Source organism: Brasilonema angustatum (assembly GCF_059505445.1).
Genome location: NZ_JCACKO010000152.1, coordinates 75,927 through 94,021 on the forward strand (window position 1 = coordinate 75,927; position 18,095 = coordinate 94,021).

The 18,095-nt window shown below is 39.5% G+C and carries 13 protein-coding genes; 1 reads left to right on the top strand and 12 read right to left on the bottom strand.

Annotation, left to right across the window (positions count from 1 at the left end; all coding sequences use genetic code 11):
- Positions 1-106: 106 nt before the first annotated feature.
- From AC5JM2_RS33050 to AC5JM2_RS33060, 3 genes are all read right to left on the bottom strand, one after another.
- The gene (locus tag AC5JM2_RS33050; RefSeq protein ID WP_495839969.1) at positions 107-238 is read right to left on the bottom strand and encodes a hypothetical protein; all 132 of its coding nucleotides are present in this window, start codon (positions 236-238) and stop codon (positions 107-109) included.
- An 83-nt stretch (positions 239-321) separates the two neighbouring features.
- Positions 322-2,589: a GumC family protein gene (locus AC5JM2_RS33055; RefSeq protein ID WP_495839971.1), complete on the bottom strand. Its 2,268-nt coding sequence runs from the start codon at positions 2,587-2,589 to the stop codon at positions 322-324.
- A gap of 850 nt (positions 2,590-3,439) precedes the next feature.
- Positions 3,440-4,405, bottom strand: a complete 966-nt coding sequence (locus tag AC5JM2_RS33060) for a ribonuclease Z (protein ID WP_210613840.1) — start codon at positions 4,403-4,405, stop codon at positions 3,440-3,442.
- Between the two features lie 232 nt (positions 4,406-4,637).
- On the opposite strand from AC5JM2_RS33060, the gene AC5JM2_RS33065 reads away from it, so the two are divergent.
- On the top strand, positions 4,638-7,151 hold the full coding sequence (locus tag AC5JM2_RS33065) for a CHAT domain-containing protein (protein WP_495839974.1): 2,514 nt from the start codon (positions 4,638-4,640) through the stop codon (positions 7,149-7,151).
- A 35-nt stretch (positions 7,152-7,186) separates the two neighbouring features.
- Here the strand turns inward: AC5JM2_RS33065 and AC5JM2_RS33070 are convergent, their stop codons facing one another.
- The 9 genes from AC5JM2_RS33070 to AC5JM2_RS33110 form a co-directional block, all read right to left on the bottom strand.
- On the bottom strand, positions 7,187-7,921 hold the full coding sequence (locus tag AC5JM2_RS33070) for a DUF928 domain-containing protein (protein ID WP_495839976.1): 735 nt from the start codon (positions 7,919-7,921) through the stop codon (positions 7,187-7,189).
- A 328-nt stretch (positions 7,922-8,249) separates the two neighbouring features.
- Entirely contained in the window at positions 8,250-10,133 is a 1,884-nt protein-coding gene (locus AC5JM2_RS33075; protein WP_495839978.1) for a sensor histidine kinase, read from the bottom strand.
- Positions 10,134-10,359: 226 nt separating this feature from the next.
- Complete coding sequence (locus tag AC5JM2_RS33080) at positions 10,360-11,037, bottom strand: response regulator transcription factor (RefSeq protein ID WP_495840031.1); 678 nt, start codon at positions 11,035-11,037, stop codon at positions 10,360-10,362.
- Positions 11,038-11,170: 133 nt separating this feature from the next.
- Positions 11,171-11,875, bottom strand: coding sequence for a hypothetical protein (locus AC5JM2_RS33085; protein WP_495839980.1), 705 nt, complete (start codon positions 11,873-11,875; stop codon positions 11,171-11,173).
- A gap of 232 nt (positions 11,876-12,107) precedes the next feature.
- Positions 12,108-13,514: a beta-barrel domain-containing protein gene (locus AC5JM2_RS33090; protein ID WP_495839982.1), complete on the bottom strand. Its 1,407-nt coding sequence runs from the start codon at positions 13,512-13,514 to the stop codon at positions 12,108-12,110.
- A 107-nt stretch (positions 13,515-13,621) separates the two neighbouring features.
- Complete coding sequence (locus AC5JM2_RS33095) at positions 13,622-15,772, bottom strand: peptidase domain-containing ABC transporter (RefSeq protein ID WP_495839984.1); 2,151 nt, start codon at positions 15,770-15,772, stop codon at positions 13,622-13,624.
- 242 nt (positions 15,773-16,014) lie between these two features.
- Positions 16,015-16,344, bottom strand: coding sequence for a CTB family bacteriocin (locus tag AC5JM2_RS33100; RefSeq protein WP_495839986.1), 330 nt, complete (start codon positions 16,342-16,344; stop codon positions 16,015-16,017).
- Positions 16,345-16,671: 327 nt separating this feature from the next.
- On the bottom strand, positions 16,672-16,911 hold the full coding sequence (locus tag AC5JM2_RS33105) for a CTB family bacteriocin (RefSeq protein WP_495839988.1): 240 nt from the start codon (positions 16,909-16,911) through the stop codon (positions 16,672-16,674).
- A 227-nt stretch (positions 16,912-17,138) separates the two neighbouring features.
- Positions 17,139-17,378 carry a CTB family bacteriocin gene (locus AC5JM2_RS33110; RefSeq protein WP_495839990.1) on the bottom strand — a complete coding sequence of 80 codons (240 nt, stop codon included), beginning with the start codon at positions 17,376-17,378 and terminating at the stop codon, positions 17,139-17,141.
- Positions 17,379-18,095: the final 717 nt, after the last annotated feature.

Consider the following 18,095-nt stretch of genomic DNA (forward strand, 5'->3'; position numbering starts at 1 on the left):
ACAGCAATCACATTTAGTTTATGAACATGAAATTTCGCCTCATTTTCCATTTGTGTCTATGGAAAATGAAGCTGCACCGCAGTTTTTCAGTACGAGCGATGAAACGCTATTGGCTATCGGGGAGTGTTTGCGCTGAGTGGGGCGATGCTCCGAAGCCGCCCCAAGGGCGATAAGCCGGAGGCTTGACGCTGCGCGTATCGCGCTCATCAGCGTTTTGATGATTGCCAAATTTTTTCATGCAGAAAAGACTGTTTCTTGAGGATGGCAAAATTTGGATACAGCATGATGAGATAAAAACAAAAGTCTCTGTAGTGATCCGGCTTACAAGGAATAACTCGTTCCATTAGCAATAATCCCAATCAGATTCAAATTACTCAAGATTTCTGCAGATTGAATGAGTTTGTTGCAGCTTACCTGCCCCATCCGCCCTACCATGACAATCTGATTGCAAAGAGATGCCAGGATTGTGGCATCAACTGTGCCGAGAATAGGAGAAGTATCTATAAGCACGAGGTCATAAGTTTGCTCGAAAAATTCCAACAATTCTTTCATCCGTGCAGAACTTAATAGCTTAACTGTATCTTCTAGTGTCGGTCCAGCAGTCAAAACATCAATGGAGGGATGAATAGGCTGGATGTATTCCAAAACTTCGGAATTTCTTTCCTCAACTAACAACAAGGATAGACCCCAATCATTGGTTAATCCCAAAATTTTGTGCAGATTTGGCTGTCGCAGGTTGGCATCAATTAATAAAACCCGTTGATGCATACGGGCAGCACTGACTGCAAGTCCCAGCGCCAAAGTTGACTTCCCTTCTCCAGACATTGCTGAAGTAACCATCACAGATTTGTGGCGAATACAAGACTTTGATATGTGAATGTTTTGGTACGCCATATCCAGCGTTTCGTGGGAGGGTAACAAGCCGTAGACGTTGAAGTGCTTTTCGTCAGATATGGCTTGTGATGAGAAATGAGTTATGACTCGTCGCAAGGATCGGCGAAACGACCTCTTTTTTGTACTCAGCTGTGATAATTGTGGGACTGTCCCTAATAAACGAAGGTTTGTCAGCCTCTGTAACTCTTGTGGAGAAGAGATAACATCCTTGGATTCTGATATTAGGGCTGTGCCAATACCTAAAATCGGTGCTAGGAGCACTCCTGCAAGTAATATAGATAGCTTGTTGCTATCTAGATAGTTTTCTACTTGAGGTTGTTCCAAGACTTGGAAATGAGATCCTCCTTGAGCCATCATCAATCCTAGAGATTGTTGTGCTGCCATGAGTTGCTCAAGTGTTTTGCGATTCGTTTCTACTTCTGGTAGCAGACGGTTGTACTGTGCTATTAAACTTGGGTATTTGCTTAGTTCAGCACGAATTTGCTCTTGTGAGTCAGCAAGACTCTTTTCATTGGCACGCAGCCCTAAGATTGCTGTCTGTACCTGAGTCAAGTCTTGCATCAGCTTCAAGTTAGCTTCTCCTACTTGCCTTGTAGTCTGTTGTAATTCTTGCGTACCAGACGATATTTCTGTATCCAACGGCTTTTTTTGAAATAAAGTATCTGATATCGCTTGCATATCTTTGTCTCCCAGCGTTCGTCGAATCTCTTCTTGCAAAAGCGCGGCTTGAGTTCGTCGCTGCTGTATCAGTTTTTGGACTTCTGGATAATTATCTGTATAACGTAACCGTTCTTGAGCTAAAGCTAAATCAGTTTTTTGAATCTCATTAAGTAGTGTTTGATAACGGGTTGACTGACTCAGACGAAAGGAGACAATAGCATTTTTAGGTAAGGACGACAATTGTTCTTTTAAGTTGTCGTAACGAGCTTGTAAGTCTTTAAGGTGTGCACGGGTAGTTCTTAACTGTTTTGTGATGTCAGCAAGAGATTCAAGAAGAATTTTGCCTTGTACCTGCGGATCGAGTAAATGATTTTTTTCGCGAAATTGTTCCAATTTTTTATCCGCTTGAATCATTTTATTTTTGACTTCGGACAATCTTTTTTTGATAAAAGTAAGCCCTTTGGAAAGACTTTGTTTTCGTTGTTCTATGTTTTCTTCCTGATATACCTTTTGTAAAGACTTGAGAACCTTTTCTGATCTAACGGGATCGTTGTCTTTGAAGGAAACTTCAAAGACTTGACTCATCACTTTGTTGTCCCCTGTCTGTGGCTGTAATGGCGTAACCACTAAAGGTGCTTGTTGACCTTTATTACCTTTTATATGTTCAACTGTCAAATCTGGATACTCAAAACGAAGCAAATTAACTGCTTTTTGAATCAAGTTGGAACTCAGCATAAGCTTTTGCTGAGTCATGTCGTTAATAATGTCAAGATTAGTATTAGTAAAATTGCTTTCTGCTCCCTGTTGGGTATGACTTGAGCGTACCCCTTCATTTAGCTTAGAATTTACTAGTATTTGTATAGTACTTTGATATGTCGGTTTTGCACTTAAAGCCAGAACGCTTGCAACCGACATGACTACGCCAGAAACACCTAAGATTTGCAAGCGTCGGCGAAACAGAATTGTAGAGAGTTTTCTGCCTTGAACTTTGCTTTGTGGGGAAGTAATAATTATTTTTCTGTGCTCCAGACTCATGTCAGCTACAATCAAAGTCCTCTGAATTATACCGAATTACTTTTTCTACAAAATTGTGAGAAAAAATTGACAGTTTATACAAGTACACTCAAAAAAAAGAATTCGGAATATCTCTTACCCAGACGCTGCGCAAACGGATTTTGAAATTAAGGTACAAGATGTCACCTCTGCTGAAATATTTTCAATTTCATTTCAAGCTAAGTGAAGAATATTGAAATAGTCAACTGTCTCTGTCTATCTTTACCATCTCGTTACGATTCCAAGTTTTTTCTATTGTGATTTTTGAAGAAGCGGTTTATACAATCAATTGCTTTTTTTTGATTGGGTGAAAAATCGCACTATGTTTATATAAAAAAACTGAATATTTTTTCCAAAGCAGAAAGCTGATAGTATTAAAAAAGACTTTAATAGAGACTGAAAATCTGCATATTTATATTGTACTAAGAATTCTAAATGTTTATAATTACAAGCTAAATAAAGAAATTTTTGGAATATTTCAGATTTGAGAATAAAATCAGTAGTTCAATAATAACAAGTAAAAATTTGGCTGTGTTTTTGTTAGTACTAGTTTGGTAAATAGAACAATTGTGTACAGTATGTTGATTAGTCAGCAGCTAAAAATATTGATATTTACTTTTTTCTGTTTATAGACATGTATTTTCATCTACTTTTACAGAAATCAAACACCGAAAAATTTTTGACTTCTTCGATCAGAAAATTTAAATTTATTATGAAGATGGGCGCAAATGAGTAGAAAATGAATAAATTTCTTGATATCAAGCCTATTAAAGGCTCTAGATGTAGAGACAAAAAGCTATATTTAACAGTTAACAGTGAACAGTTAACTGATTTAAGCCATAGCCTCCGCCTTTTTTAATTCTTTATCCCGCCGTCTAGGTACTTCATAAGTCATAAAATCATATGCCATGTCAGTTTTAGGAAAAATAGCACGAGCTTCCTCTAGTAAATCTTTTAACTCTATTTCATTTCCAGGAGCATACCGGGGACTAAAATGTGTCATTATGAGTCGATTTACCCCAGCAGCTAAAGCGGTTTGCGCTGCCATTGTGGTTGTGGAATGTAACCGTTGAAAAGCCATCTCTGCATCTTGATGGGCGAATGTCGCCTCGTGAATTAACACATCTGCATCCTGTGCCAATTCGACTGCACCGTCACAATAAAGTGTATCTGTACAATAGGCAATTTTGCGTCCAATTTCTGTCGGTCCACACAGTTGCTTACCATCAATCACTCGCCCATCAGCAAGAGTCACGACTTCACCACGTTTGAGTTGACCGTAAATGCGACCGGGAGGAATTTCCAACGCTTTGGCTTTTTCTACATCAAAACGTCCTGGTCGGTCTTTCTCTAAAACACGGTAGCCAAAACTGGTAACGCGATGATGCAAAAAACCACAGATTACAATGAATTCATCATCTTCGTAAATCACCCCTGGACGTACGGCGTGAACTTTGACTGGATAAGAAAAGTGGGTGTGGGAGTAGCGTGAGGCGGCTTGTAGGTACTCATTTAATCCCGGTGGACCATAAATATCAACGCGTTGTACATTTCCTGCTAAACCACAACTGGCGAGAAGACCCATTAAGCCAAAAATATGATCGCCGTGCATATGGGTGATAAAAATTCGGGAGAGTTGGCTGACTCTGAGGTCACTCCGCAAAATTTGATGCTGAGTTCCTTCACCACAGTCAAATAACCACATCTGAGCACGTTGTGGTAACCTCAGCGCGACACTGGAAACATTGCGCGATCGCGTAGGTACACCGGAACTCGTCCCTAGAAATGTTATCTCCACGGCCTTATTTTGCCTTCCTCTTACTGCATTTGCCACTCTCTTCTCTATAGTGGCATGGAAAATGCAAAATTCTTGTGGCAAAACGCTTTCCTAAAAAAAAGTGCCTTAGCGTGTTTTCAGGTGAAATACTGCTGTTTATATGTGCTTTATAATACGCTTTTGTATATTCTAAAGTAAGATACAGCAGACTTCCCAGATTTGTCGAAAATCTATATCTGAAGAAAGCACTCATATGCCAAGCCAACACAGGACATCTATTCTCCGTCGTTCATTAAAACTAATATTTCTGTTCAGTCTTGTATTTATTTTATGGCTGAGTCACGTTCCGTTATCACCTTTGCTGTGGGGATTTGGGGAAGTCGTCTCTGTAGAAACTCGTGATGTTAGGAAACTGGTGCAGCAGATAGAACAGAGGGAACAAGCGTTAGCCTACCATCGCCAAACCAAAGATTGGCTACAGGTTGGACAAATGCTCATCCAGCAGGCTCAAGCTTATATGAATTTGGGGAAACCTAAAAGAGCGATCGCTCTTTTAGATAGTGTGTTGCAAATTGCTCGTACACATAACAATAGTGTCTTAGAAGCATTGGCTTTGAGCAGCCGAGGAGAAGCTTATCAACAAAAAGGTGATTACAAACACGCGATTACAGATTTACAAGCTAGCTTAAATTTTTCTGATGTAAAAAAGAATTTAATGGCTCGTGCGTCTGTTTTCCAAAATTTAGGAACAGCCTATATAAGGCTTGCTCAAGTCAATTATCTTCGTGCGGAATCGGCTGTAGAACTTGGTGATGATGATGTTGCTTATATTTTAAAAAAACAAGGTTTAGATTCTGATTTTCTTGCGTTGGAATACCTTGAAAAGAGTCTTGTTATTGCCCATAAACAGAATGATAACTTAGCACAAATCCGTTTACTTATCAATTCAGTTACACCTGCACATCACACGAAACAATCAGACTTAGCTAAAACAAACTTGCAAGAAGCTTTAGTGCTGCTCAAACAACTACCTGATTCACCCGAAAAAGTTTATGCATCCATCGAATTAGCTAAAATTGTACAACTTCCGTCTGATAATTTCACTCTCTCTTTAGTGAAATGTCAACAACCAATTGTAGAAATAAAATATATTCCATCTCTACATCTCCTTCAGCAAGCCGTTTCAATTGCTCAAGGTTTGGCAGATGATCGCGCTTTATCTTTTGCTTTGACTTATCTTGCTCATTTTTATGAATGTCAACACGATTACACGCAAGCGCTCAAATTAACTCGTGAAGCACAGTTTCTTGCTGAAAACAATGTAAATGCTAGAGAGAACTTATATTTGTGTCAGTGGCAATTTGCTCGCATTTTCAAAGCACAAAATAAACTTATGATGGCACTGACAGCTTATGAAGCAGCTATTAATACTTTCAAAAATCTACGCCATCCTCATGTTATTTTTGATTCCTATTTACAAGATTTTAGCCATGAAAATACTAATGAAAAAATCTTACGCGAGTTGATTGAAGTCAAGTTAAGTTTAACAGGTATTAACTTATCTAAAAATAATAGTCATGATTTGACTGAAATACTGAATAAAATTGAAAATTTAAAACTGGCAGAAGTACAAAATTATTTAGGAGAAGATTCAGACTTAATTTTAGTTAATAAAAAAGTAATTGACTCAGTAGAAACAGATAATACAACTGCTTTTTTTCACTCCATTATATTAGAAGATAGACTCGCTATTATCATAAGTCTTCCTGATAATAAGAAGTATTTGAGGTGGATATTCGTTGATAGAAAAAGCCTAAGACAAGAAATCAACGAATTTCGTAGAGGTCTAGAAAAACGTAGTAATATAATTTACAACCCTCAACAAGCACAGAAACTGTACGACTGGATTATTCGTCCTTTTGTTAAAGACTTAGATTCCTTGCACATTAAAACTCTCATTTTTATTAATGATGGAATTCTTGGTAGTGTACCAATGACGGCGCTGCATGATGGAAAGGAATTCTTGGTTCAGAGGTATGCGATCAGCAATGCTTGCTTCCTGAGTCCGAAGGACACGCTACGCGAACGGAGCATCGCTACAACCTCAGCGACTACCCTTATCAATGCCAAAAAAGTCAACCGTAAAAATCTACGGATGCTTGCTATGGGGTTAACTAAAGATGCAATAGTTGATGGTAGAAAGTACGAGGCTCTCAGTAACGTCAAGCAAGAAATCAATCAAGTTACAGCACAAATTCCTGGTAGCAAGCAATTATTGGATGACAACTTCACATACACGAATCTGCAAACTGAACTTCGGCAAACTTTTTACCCTATTATTCACATTGCCACTCACGGTGAGTTTAGCGCAGTTTCCGAAGATACCTTCTTGATCACAGGAAATAATGGCAAACTTACCATGACTGATTTATATACTCTGATTCGCAATACTCTTCGTGGTTCTCAAGCAGTAGAATTACTAACACTGACGGCTTGCGACACTGCTATTGGAGATGACCGTATTCCTTTGGGTTTAGCAGGTAGCACAGTTAACGCTGGTGTCAAAAGCGCTTTCGCTTCTCTTTGGTCAATTAATGATGCTGCAACTGTAACGTTTGTGACAAAATTTTATGCTGAATGGTACGAGAATGGACTCAGTAAGGCAGAGGCTCTACAAAGGGTGCAAAAAGAACTGATTACCAATGGTAAAAAATATGCTCATCCATACTACTGGGCTCCTTTTATTCTTGTAGGTAATTGGTTTTAGTCATCACCAAAAAACTCTTGAATGTTGACCTTTTTTCAATTGCTCAATGCAAGATTATAGAGATCCAAATTCTGGAGAGACTTCTCTAATTGAGCGAGATCTTGTATCAAAGTTATCCCCACTATTTTTAATTGTCGATCTACAGTGAAGGCTAGAGCTTCGCCTAAGGCATCATACCACATACCAGCTTCAGCATATGAATTCGCTCTTTCGGAAGGTTCGCGTTCGCGAGAAAGCAGAATTTTTAAAGTTGACGGCATTTGTACAACCTCTATTTCTGCCCGAACAAGAAAATTACGAGATGGACGGTTAGGGTTGCACAAGGTTTCCACTTGCCAGAGATATTTTTTACCTGAAGTTAATCCTTGCTTGTACTGTGGCAAAGATAGCTTCATTATCCCTGGAGAGCTTTGCAACTGGTACTTATATGTCAGGGTGGTTGGTTGATCATTTGTATCAAACTCGTAAAGAGTAAATTCTATGGGTATTTTTTGGTCGTAAGGTACAAACCATGCAAAAGTTGGGTGAGTTGAAGTCGTTTGTCCAACGTGAGTCATTGGAGCAAGTAGGGTGGGTGAACTAACACCAGTTGTTTGGCAACTCCCTCTAACCCCTGATGAGTCTGTATAAGTACTGGGAGGTTTTTGAGTACGGGGTGGTTGGTATTTAGCATATGCAGCCTGAGTTGAACTCAGCGTGAAACTCAAAATACAACTCGCTAATAAGCTGAGATTAAGTACTCTGTACAAAAGCCATAGTAAGTAAGTCATTATAATCACTCTCTCCACAGTGATATGGAGTCAGTAATAGTACGAGGATGGTAGAGAAATTTTTAGTTTCTATCTAGTAGATTCTCTAGCCATGCTAACTTTACTATGAATTTTCAGTCAATTTTATGACATATAATTAATGAAGTTTCTGTAAATAGTTCTTGCTTATTCATGTATTTTTTATATCTAGCTGTGGTTTTTACAGGCTTTCTCAAGAAGAAGGGGTTGAGTGAAACCATGACAAAACCAGGTGCTAACTCCTGCACCAGACGCTCTTGCAACAAGTCGGAAAACTCTAGCCGAGCACTGGCTCGCCTTAGCTATTTAATCAACTTTTTGACGCCAGCCAAGATAATTCGCAAAGAGTGCCTTTGGGAAAAAGAGGCGATCGCGTAAATTTGCCTTTGAGTTGTTGAGCAATATACTTAAACTGCCGTGTTCCTTGACCTTCTTTGTATGATTTCATACTCAATCCGTTATCTTTAATCCTCAAGGTGTGCCAGCCATTGTCATTTTCGTAAATCACCTCTAGACGGGTTAGTCCTAGGGCGTGTTTGCCAACATTGCACAAAGCTTCTTCCAGAAATCGACACACACCTTGCTTTTGTTCGATACTTAAGTGTGTATCTTCTATTGGCTCAAAGGTACGGACTTTGACCTTGAGAGTTTTAAAACAGGGAAAGTCTCGCTCTAAGGTATAGTTGTAAACTTGATAGAGAATGTCGTGAAGAGGGTTTTGTAAATTGAGTTCTATACCACTTCCAATATAAAGACGATTATCTTGATTTTGCGGTTCTCGTTGCAAAAACTCATAGATGCCCCGTAGCTCATAGTTTAATTTCTCCAAATCTTTTTCAAGTTCGCAAAGTAATTCGTCTGGTGGCAAATCTTTCCCATCTTTTACACGTCTCAAAGCTTTAGCCAGAGTTTGTAATGGTCCGTTATGAATTGTTTCAAATGTGCGTTCAATTATTATTTGACGAGCGTTAATTTTTGCTTGAAAAGTTTGGTCATATTGAAACAAAGCGGTGAGTCCTACACCATTTAAAGTCAACACAAGGATTGCTGGTATCACTGGAACCCAGCAACCCCAAAAGAGTAGCAGCAAATAACTACTTCCTATAAGGTTAATGCTAGCAATGCTAACAGCCAAAAGATTTATTAACGGATATTTAGTGAGTCTGGCGAAATAAATTCCTACAAAACCCCAACCTATAATCCAAATATATTCCCACTCTTTTGTCCATGCATTTATGAGTGGTCGTCCGTCAAGTACTGCACTGATAATCTGTGAAGTTTCATGAGCTTGAATTTCTACTCCATAAACTCGTCCTGGTGCAGTTTTGGTAGATGCAATTGTGGAAGTTGAGATCAGGTCTTTTACGCTAGAAGCAGTCATGCCAATAATGACAATGCGATCGCGTATCCACTCTGGCTTAAAGTTTCCCGTTTTGATATCATTCAGACTAACTGTTCTAAATCGCTCTCGATCGTTCTTAAAATTTAGTAAAACTTGAACCCCACCTGCATCTGCTTTGACATATCCCCCAGAGTTGGGCAAAAAGCGGGGTAACTCAGTGTTAGCAAATCTCATAGTATCGCGATCGCGTAAGCCATTCTCCAGGGTGATACCTTTATGGGTTAAATAAGCTTCTGATAAACGTAAAGACAAAGAAAATTTGTATCCTTTAGGCGTTGGCGTTGCCAGCAGACTACGTCTGAGTTTACCGTCTGTATCCGTCATTTGATCCGCAAAACCAATTTGTTCAGAAGACAAATAGGGCGTTGGATCAACTTTATCTGGTAAAACTTTTTCAATAGCAATCAAATTTCTCATGTCTTTGAATGCAGCAATCATCTCAGGGTTACCTGGAGGAGGTACTGGTACATTTCTGTATATATCCAGACCGATGACTCTGGGTTTGTACGTCTGCAACTTTACCAGTAGCGATGCTAACTCTCCATCTGGTATAGGATAATTTTTTATACTGCGGATATCATCTTCATTAATTCCCACAATCAGAATTCGTTCATCGATAGGTTCTGATGGGCGCAGACGTAGAAAAGTATCAAAAGCTAGCCATTCTAAAGCTTGTAATGAACCAGTCAGACGGGCTATGATCACAAGCCCAATGATTAGAATTCCTGTTGATGCACCTAAGCGCCAAACAAAAATTTCCTCTTTAACTTTTTTCCACATGCTGGGATACATGAGCTTCTTAAATTAATAATTAGTAATGGTTAATAGGGGAAACCTTGTTAACCATTACTGAGTATTAATTTAAATTCCGGAACTCATTAATATCTTGTTAAAGAAGAAATTTAGATACAGCACCTTACAAGTAAATGGAGTGCAGTACTGAGGTCTAAAAGGCACATAGAAAGCTCTTTTTACTTCTGAATCCTGACGACTGACGTCTTTATTCTACTGTAAGTTATCAATCAATGAATCCTTCTTCTCTAGCTCGCATTTCAGTCTGAATTCGGATATTTTTTCCCTCATCAGGATAAACGTTTAAAGCGTCTTGGAGTTTAGTCCAGTAGTGACGTACCATCCGTTCTGAAACAGACAGGCGTTCAGCGATCGCCTTATCTTGTAACCCTTCTTCAAATGCTAACCTCAGCACTTGCAGCCACTCTGGTTTAACTTCTAGTCCTACGAATGTTCCTTTAATATCTTTGGTATGAGTTAATCCCTGTAATGCCCAATCAACTCTAGTCAACATTTCCTTGCTAGAGAGACTTTTATCCGCAACTGTAAAGCCTCCTTTATGAACATCAATTTCAGGTCTAATCCGCACGAGGGTTTTGACGTGGGCGCTTTGAACAACCAGATTCAGGGTAGGATAGTTTGTCATCAAATACCTCAGGAGTTGAAGACCTGTATCAGACCGTGCTATCGTCCCTAAGGTTTCTGGAATAGAAAGATCCATGACAACAAGATCTGGCTGCAAGCTATTCACTGCATTTCTAACAGTTTCAGCAGTTTGAGCAGTGATGATTTCAGCATCTGGGTACTTAGTGTTAAGTACCCAGATTGTTCCCCCCAAAACAGATTCATGGTCATCAACCACAAGAATTTTTAATAATGCTTGCTCTATTAAAGCTTGAGTCATCATCAACATCCTCACAATATAGTAGGGAGTAGGGAGCACCCGAGCGCTTAACGCTTAACAGACGTGTGAAAGTCTGGTGATTTCCGTATTTTCTCGTTAGTTTATGTCCTAATCTACGTGGCAACTGCTATAACTATAAAACTGGTACTGACCAGCAGAAGTACCAAGCAATGCTGTTACTATTACTTTGACGAAAAGTTTTCCCTGATGTTAAGAATCGAAAAGTTTCACAAAGATAACTTAATTCTGGTAGACTCGAATAAAAGGCATATTCAGATACATCTGGATAAGTAATTTTAACCATAAGTTGACCAATATTTTCCAGTTGTTTCAAGCTTATATAGATAGATAATTCCGTCACAACTTCTGGCACAGTTATTTCTAGTAACTCTTCTAAGGTTCTTAAAACTATCAGACTGGTTTCGGCTGGCTCATGTCGCCAACTCTTAGGCATATCTATATCAAAATAGAGATGAGGATGGGAGTGTACCCACGGTTCAATTGTGGACTCCATCGCCAATGGCAAGCTATCTTGAAGGTATGCCGGGAACAAGCGATCGCTCAATTGTGCTAAGGATAGATGAAAACTATTAGTCTTAGTTAAGCATTCTTGAGTTTGGGAGAATGATAACCCCTGATTTTCTACTGGTAAAAGTTCTAGGCTGCGGCGTATAGTGAAAAATTCTTGTAGTAAATTGTCCCGAATAATCTCTGCTTCTAGAAAAAGTTTCAGAGACTGCCTACAAGACCACCACTGCAAGGCATGTTGAGTTCTATAATAAGACCTGACAAACCAAATGAAAATTATGATGCAGACAACGACAAGTATAATTTGCATACATAGTAAGCAGACCACGGGTAACCACTGTAATTATTTCTTGTCTTAGTTTAAGACACAAAACCTAGATAAGATATTGTATATTTATGCCTACTTAATTGTTTAAAGATACCATTTTTATTTCCGAAAAATGCATAAAAGAAAAACGTCTGTTGTAAATACACTTGAGTTAACCAGAAAAAGAAAGTCAGAAAAAGTACTTTTTCTGACTTCACCTTACCTACTGAGCATCTCATAAATCTGTTATTAGCCTCGCTTTTCTCAGCAAGAATTGCAAAGCTGTTTCTTCTTTGGAAATAATATCAGCTTTGGCATCCATTCCTGCTTGGATAGAGCATTGATGCTGATGTTGACCAAATTTTCGCGCCTGGGGTTTAACTGTAGCTTCAAAATAGCCAACAGCAGGCGTTGTTCCAGTTGTGCTACCTGTATTGTTAGCTTGAGGTGTAATTGCGTCTGGAGAAATGGCGCTAACAACACCATTGAGAGTACCATAATCAGGATAGGGACAAGCATCAACTCGCAGTTGTACTTTTTGACCAACTTCGACTTTTTTAATATCAGCAGCAGAAACCATTGTTTTGATAACCAGTGGAGCATTCTGAGGTACAATTTCAGCAATTGCTTCACCCGGTCGTACTACCTGACCAGGGTTTCGTAAGTTTAGCTTGAGAATTGTTCCATCACTTGTGGCACGAACAATGCTACTTTTTAATTGAGTATCAAGTTGTTGAATTTCTTTTTGAGATTGGTTGAGTTGACTTTGCACTTCAACTTGCCGCTGCTTTAAAGCTTCTCTTTCTCTTCTCAAAGTGGCAATAGTTGATTCACCTTTGGCAGTTTCTTGGGCAATACGTTCAGAGGCAATCTTAATCATTGCTGTACTGGGATTGAGTGCAGCTTCGGCTGATTTCACCCTAGCTTTTGCGATATCAACAGCTTTTTTTTCACCCTCTAATATTGCTTTTACCTGCTCAACAGCGAGTTTTTTCTGTTCAAATTCACGCCTCGCGATCGCTCCGATTTCTGAAAGCTGTTTGTATCGATCGCGATCTACTTTAGCAAACTCTAAATCAGCATGGGCTTTTTCCACATCCGTCTGTGCTTTTTCCAAACTTGCTTGTGCTACTAGCAATTCGTTTGTTGTTGTAATTTGACGCTCTTGATACTCCCGTTGATTGCGTTCCAAATCTGCTTTAGCAGAACCAACTGTTCTGTCTATAACTCTCTTTTCAGCGAGAATCTGAACTTCTAAACTCTTAATTTGGGCATACATTTGAATGAGTTGTAACTTACCTTGTTCGAGATTACCTTGCAACTGGCTCTTTTTGATGAGTAGTTGCTCATCATCAAGGCGGGCGATCGCATCTCCCTGCTTAACAAGCTGATTTTCTTTAACAAAGATACTTTTAACAGTACCTTCCATTTCCGGCTGCACCAGTCGGGTGTCTCCCACAGGACGCACAGTTGCTGGAGCTTTCACCGTAACATTGTATTTCACCCATGAAGATACGCCAATTGCAGTACCAACAGTCCCGACGAGAAACATTCCAGCCATTGATGTCCACGGACTAATAGGGGGAAGAAACTCGTCAGTTTGAATACTAGGGAGGAGTTTTTGATTGTGGGTGTAGAGCATATATAATCACCAGATATTAAAATCACCAGATATGAAAAAGTGTAGGGAATGAGGAGTGGTTAGTATAACAAGAGAGCATCCCAACTAAACAATCCCTATTCCCCATTTCAAGGAATTAAAAAATCCATATGATCCCCTGATTTTGAATATAGCTCCTCCAAAGAACCTTGAAGTTTCAACTTACCCTGATCCAACAGAACAATCCAATCAGCGCGATTAACTATCTTGGGACGGTGGGTAATCAAAATTGTCGTTTTACCGCGACGGTGCTCAAACAATCTATCTAGCACCTGTGCTTCACTCACTGGATCGAGTCCAGAAGTAGATTCATCTAAAATCAGGATTGGTGGATCTGTGACAATGGCTCGTGCGATCGCCAATCGTTGACGTTGTCCACCTGAAATATTTGCGCCAAATTCCCCCAAAATAGTTTGATATTTGTCAGGAAGTCTACTAATAAAATCATCAGCATGAGCAATTTCGCAAGCTCTGACAATCTGCTCAAAAGTAACGTAGGGCGTTCCTAGGCGAAAGTTTTCTACAATAGAACGGCTCCAAAAATGAGCATCTTGGGGAACAAGAATCACCTGCTGGCGTAGACAATCAAGAGAAAGATCATTCAGGTTATAAATTCCAATGCGGATATTGCCAGATTCCAGTGGATATAAACCAGCAATCACCTTAGCTAAAGAACTTTTACCACAACCAGACTTACCGATTAGGGCGATAACTTTACCACCGGGAATTGTTAGTGAAAAGTCCTGTAGCAAGTCAAGCCTACCAGCATAGTGAAAGTTCACATCTGTACAAATAATATCAGCATCTCCAGGAAGATTAGCGAAAGGTCTTTTTCCATCGCCTTTATTTTCTGGGGTGGTATCTATAACTTCTGTTAAGCGTTGAGTTGCCGTTTTTGCACGAGTAAATTCATCGACAAAACTAATCAAACTACCAATAAACCCGAGGAAATTACCATTCATCGAGTTAAAGGCAAAGAGTTGTCCAATACTCAAGTTTTCCACTGGGTTAATTACTAAATTTCCACCGCACCAGAGCAAGACAACACTGCCAACAGCAGAAACTAAGCTAGAAAAGGTATGATTGATAATGCTTATCTGAATTGTGCGTAATGTCAAGCTAGCAAGACGGCCAAATCTACTTTGGAACTCATCCCAAAATTGCGGTGTTGCTGTCGTCGTTTTGAGGGTCAGTGCGCCTTTAAAAGTTTCTACTAAAACGCCTTGTGTTTCTGCTTCTGTGACTAAAAGTTCACGAGTTTTTTGCTGCAAAGTTGGCTGGAATATGATTGTAGAGATTGACATGACTATAGCAAACAACACAGCCACCAATGTCAGTTTCCAGCTATAAAAAACCATGAAAGCAAAAGAAACCAGCGCAATAAAAAATTGGCTGGGCAAACCAACAACGATTTGAGCAACTAACTGATTAATCTGGTCAATATCCCGCAGACGGCTAACGATTTCTCCACTGCGACGAGATTCATAATAAGAAAGAGGTAAGTGCAGAATAGCCCTTCCAAATTCCAGAACTAATCCTAATTGCAAACGTTGGGCAAAGTGAGCGATTAAATGAGACTGGACATAAGAAAGGCTGCTGGAAATAAAATGCATCACAACCACACAAATTGCTACAGTTGTGAGCAGCTTGGTGTCACCGCGAACCAGCACATCATCAGTGAGGATTTGCAGCAGAAAAGGCGAAGCTAAAGAGAGTAGTCCCAAGATGAGGTTTAAGGGAAACGCTTGTGCCAGAATTGAGCGAAAAGTCCAAACGCGCTTGAAGAAACGCCAAAACCCACCAACTTGATCATTCTCTTGAGCAAAAAAGCGTATTGGATCTGGTTCCAATAACAGCATCAACCAATCTGTCCAACTCTCTGCTAAATCTTCTTTAGACAGATAACGGATACCTACAGCAGGATCGGCGACAACACATTTTTTGCCTTTCTTACCGTATAGTACAACCCAATGATTTCCCCTCCAGTGAATAATTGCTGGAAGAGGTGCTTCTTTTATCCGATCTAACAATTCGGGAGAAGTTTTGACTGGACGAGCATTAAACCCAAGTGTTTCTGCTCCCCGCTTCAGCCCCAATAAAGTTGTACCTAATTGTCCAGTACCTACGGCTTCACGAATGTGATTTACAGTAAAAGTACGTCCATAATGTCTAGCAATTGAAGCCAGACAAGCAGCCCCACAGTCTTCCTCACTATGCTGTCGAATAAACTGATATTTCATCGGCAAATCACCCAAAAGAACAGAACCTAGAGGTGTGGTTAATCTTTTGGTCTCAATTAATGCGTGTATATATTACAGTTTTTTAAACTAAATAAAAAACACAGAATCCAGCAGTCAGTAGTCAGAATCATAAACTCCTTACAAAAGTCGAATGACTCTCGCTGACGCTGTCAAATTCCCTAATTTTATAGAGATGCATTCTGTGTTTTGCGCTCTTGTTAACTACCTGGGTGATACTATCATCAAGAGTGCAACAGAGTGTAAAGCAAGAAAGATAAGAAATCACTGCCACTCAAACCTCTTGATTTACGTCCGCGCCCATTCCCTAAGAGAAAAGAACCAATTGAAAGGGTAGTTTGTGAATACATGTATCCACTGTGATCTGAGAATGAAGCACCATTTAGCGAAGTATTAAATCCGCTGTTTGCAGAACTTCTGATATTTGTCCTTTGAAAGAACAAATCGCGTAACTCAAATGATGAACGTGAACGTCCACCTGATACAACCTCCTGTTCTTGGTCAGACAAATCTGTTAGCAGTTCACAATTCTTAGGTGTGATATCGTTAGACATACTATTACCTTTCTGATTTGGCAGTCCGTGTACTTTACAATAGTATAAGGATTAGACAAATCTTTCCGTTCTACAAAACCGACCTGGTATTAATAAAAAGAGTGGTAGAGAGGTGAGCAATTCCCTCTCTACCATAACTCTCAATCTAGCTGATAGCTAATAGTAGCTAACTCATCTAGACCAAAAATGCGTTACAATGTGGAATTGAGTCAGCTAATAACCACAGAGTTTAACTTTCCCTTGCATTGATTACTAACACAACAAAGTTGATGTTCAGTTTATCTAAAACAAAACGTCAAGTTAAACTCTGGAATACATTTTAGCTAATCAAGATAATCCAGGGAATTTAGCGGTGATGTCGTTCAAAGCATTAGTGTCCAGAGAATTTGTTTGCAACATATTAACTGAAGTGGTTCCTGCACCACCAGGACCAGCAGTGGTTGTGATCTGGCTTCCTGCTGCCAAAGTCTTTAATGCATAAAGGGATTGGCTGATTTGACCAAAGTCAATACCACCAGCGACAACTTCTTGTTCTGCAGCAGATAGATCGGTAAATAGTTGAGACATAGTTGAAAACCTCTTAAGTTTGTGTTGGATTGATTTTAAGCTCGTCGTTGATTACCTCTTTTTGGCTGCTCAACTCCTCGCTTGATTAATACGATATGTGTAATTGACTCAGCGAATAATCACAGAGTTTAACTTTCCCTTGCGTTGACTACTAACACAACAAAGTTGATGTTCAGTTTATCTAAAACGAAACGTCAAGTTAAACTCTGGAATATATTTCTAGCTAATCAAGATATCCCAGGAAATTGAGCGGTGATGTTGTTCAAAGCATTAGTGTCCAGAGAATTTGTTTGCAACATATTAACTGAAGTGGTTCCTGCACCACCAGCACCAGCACCGGTTGTGATCTGGCTTCCTGCTGCTAAACTCTTGAATGCGTAGAGAGATTGGCTGATTTGACTAAAGTCAATACCACCAGCGACAACTTCTTGTTCTGCAGCGGATAAATCGGTAAATAGTTGAGACATGGTTGAAAACCTCTTAAGTTTGTGTTGGATTGACTTGTCACTACTAGTTGATTGCCTCTTTTTGGCTGCTCAACTCCTCGCTTGATTAATACGATATACGCAAGCAACTAGCTGAGTCATTCCCTTTTTCTGCAAAGTTAAGTACCAAATTTGGAAATAGCAATTACACAATTCTGAAGCGCGGCATTTCCGAAAAATACATAAAAATATGGTCTTGAACTAACACAAGTAACCACAAAAGGTTGATAAAGATATTGTAAATGATTAAGCTCAAAATAAACTTTTAAATTTACTACTACTTTGATAAAGATATTGTAAATTATTAGGCTACAAAACAATACTAAGTTGCGTTGAGATAACACACAAACCCTCACCCTCAACCCCTACCTCAAGCTGTGCATACAGGGATTTCGGGCTTCTGTGACAAATCAGCCACTTGGGATAGATTCATAACTTATGTAAACAGATGAAAGAAATCAAGTTTTTAGCTTGTGTTAAATTCCTCAGCGACACCTCAACGTTTGTAAGGATAGGGCGGGTGGGGTTATCTGTCGCAAACATTTTTTGAATTGGTATTAGTTAGCTTTGGTGAAAGCCTTGCTGTATAAGGGTTATACAATGTACTTCTTAAGCCCCCCCACGGATAGCGATAAGCCGGAGGCTTTAGCTTGTGCGTATCGCGCAAAGTAAGAGACGCCTGTGGCGTATCGCCACCCG

Excerpts from the sequence above, each read along its gene's own strand:
- AC5JM2_RS33050 (WP_495839969.1), bottom strand. The coding sequence starts at position 238 with ATGAAAAAATTTGGCAATCATCAAAACGCTGATGAGCGCGATACGCGC.
- AC5JM2_RS33055 (WP_495839971.1), bottom strand. The coding sequence starts at position 2,589 with ATGAGTCTGGAGCACAGAAAAATAATTATTACTTCCCCACAAAGCAAA.
- AC5JM2_RS33065 (WP_495839974.1), top strand. The coding sequence starts at position 4,638 with ATGCCAAGCCAACACAGGACATCTATTCTCCGTCGTTCATTAAAACTA.
- AC5JM2_RS33070 (WP_495839976.1), bottom strand. The coding sequence starts at position 7,921 with ATGACTTACTTACTATGGCTTTTGTACAGAGTACTTAATCTCAGCTTA.
- AC5JM2_RS33075 (WP_495839978.1), bottom strand. The coding sequence starts at position 10,133 with ATGTATCCCAGCATGTGGAAAAAAGTTAAAGAGGAAATTTTTGTTTGG.
- AC5JM2_RS33080 (WP_495840031.1), bottom strand. The coding sequence starts at position 11,037 with ATGACTCAAGCTTTAATAGAGCAAGCATTATTAAAAATTCTTGTGGTT.
- AC5JM2_RS33085 (WP_495839980.1), bottom strand. The coding sequence starts at position 11,875 with ATGCAAATTATACTTGTCGTTGTCTGCATCATAATTTTCATTTGGTTT.
- AC5JM2_RS33090 (WP_495839982.1), bottom strand. The coding sequence starts at position 13,514 with ATGCTCTACACCCACAATCAAAAACTCCTCCCTAGTATTCAAACTGAC.
- AC5JM2_RS33095 (WP_495839984.1), bottom strand. The coding sequence starts at position 15,772 with ATGAAATATCAGTTTATTCGACAGCATAGTGAGGAAGACTGTGGGGCT.
- AC5JM2_RS33100 (WP_495839986.1), bottom strand. The coding sequence starts at position 16,344 with ATGTCTAACGATATCACACCTAAGAATTGTGAACTGCTAACAGATTTG.
- AC5JM2_RS33105 (WP_495839988.1), bottom strand. The coding sequence starts at position 16,911 with ATGTCTCAACTATTTACCGATCTATCTGCTGCAGAACAAGAAGTTGTC.
- AC5JM2_RS33110 (WP_495839990.1), bottom strand. The coding sequence starts at position 17,378 with ATGTCTCAACTATTTACCGATTTATCCGCTGCAGAACAAGAAGTTGTC.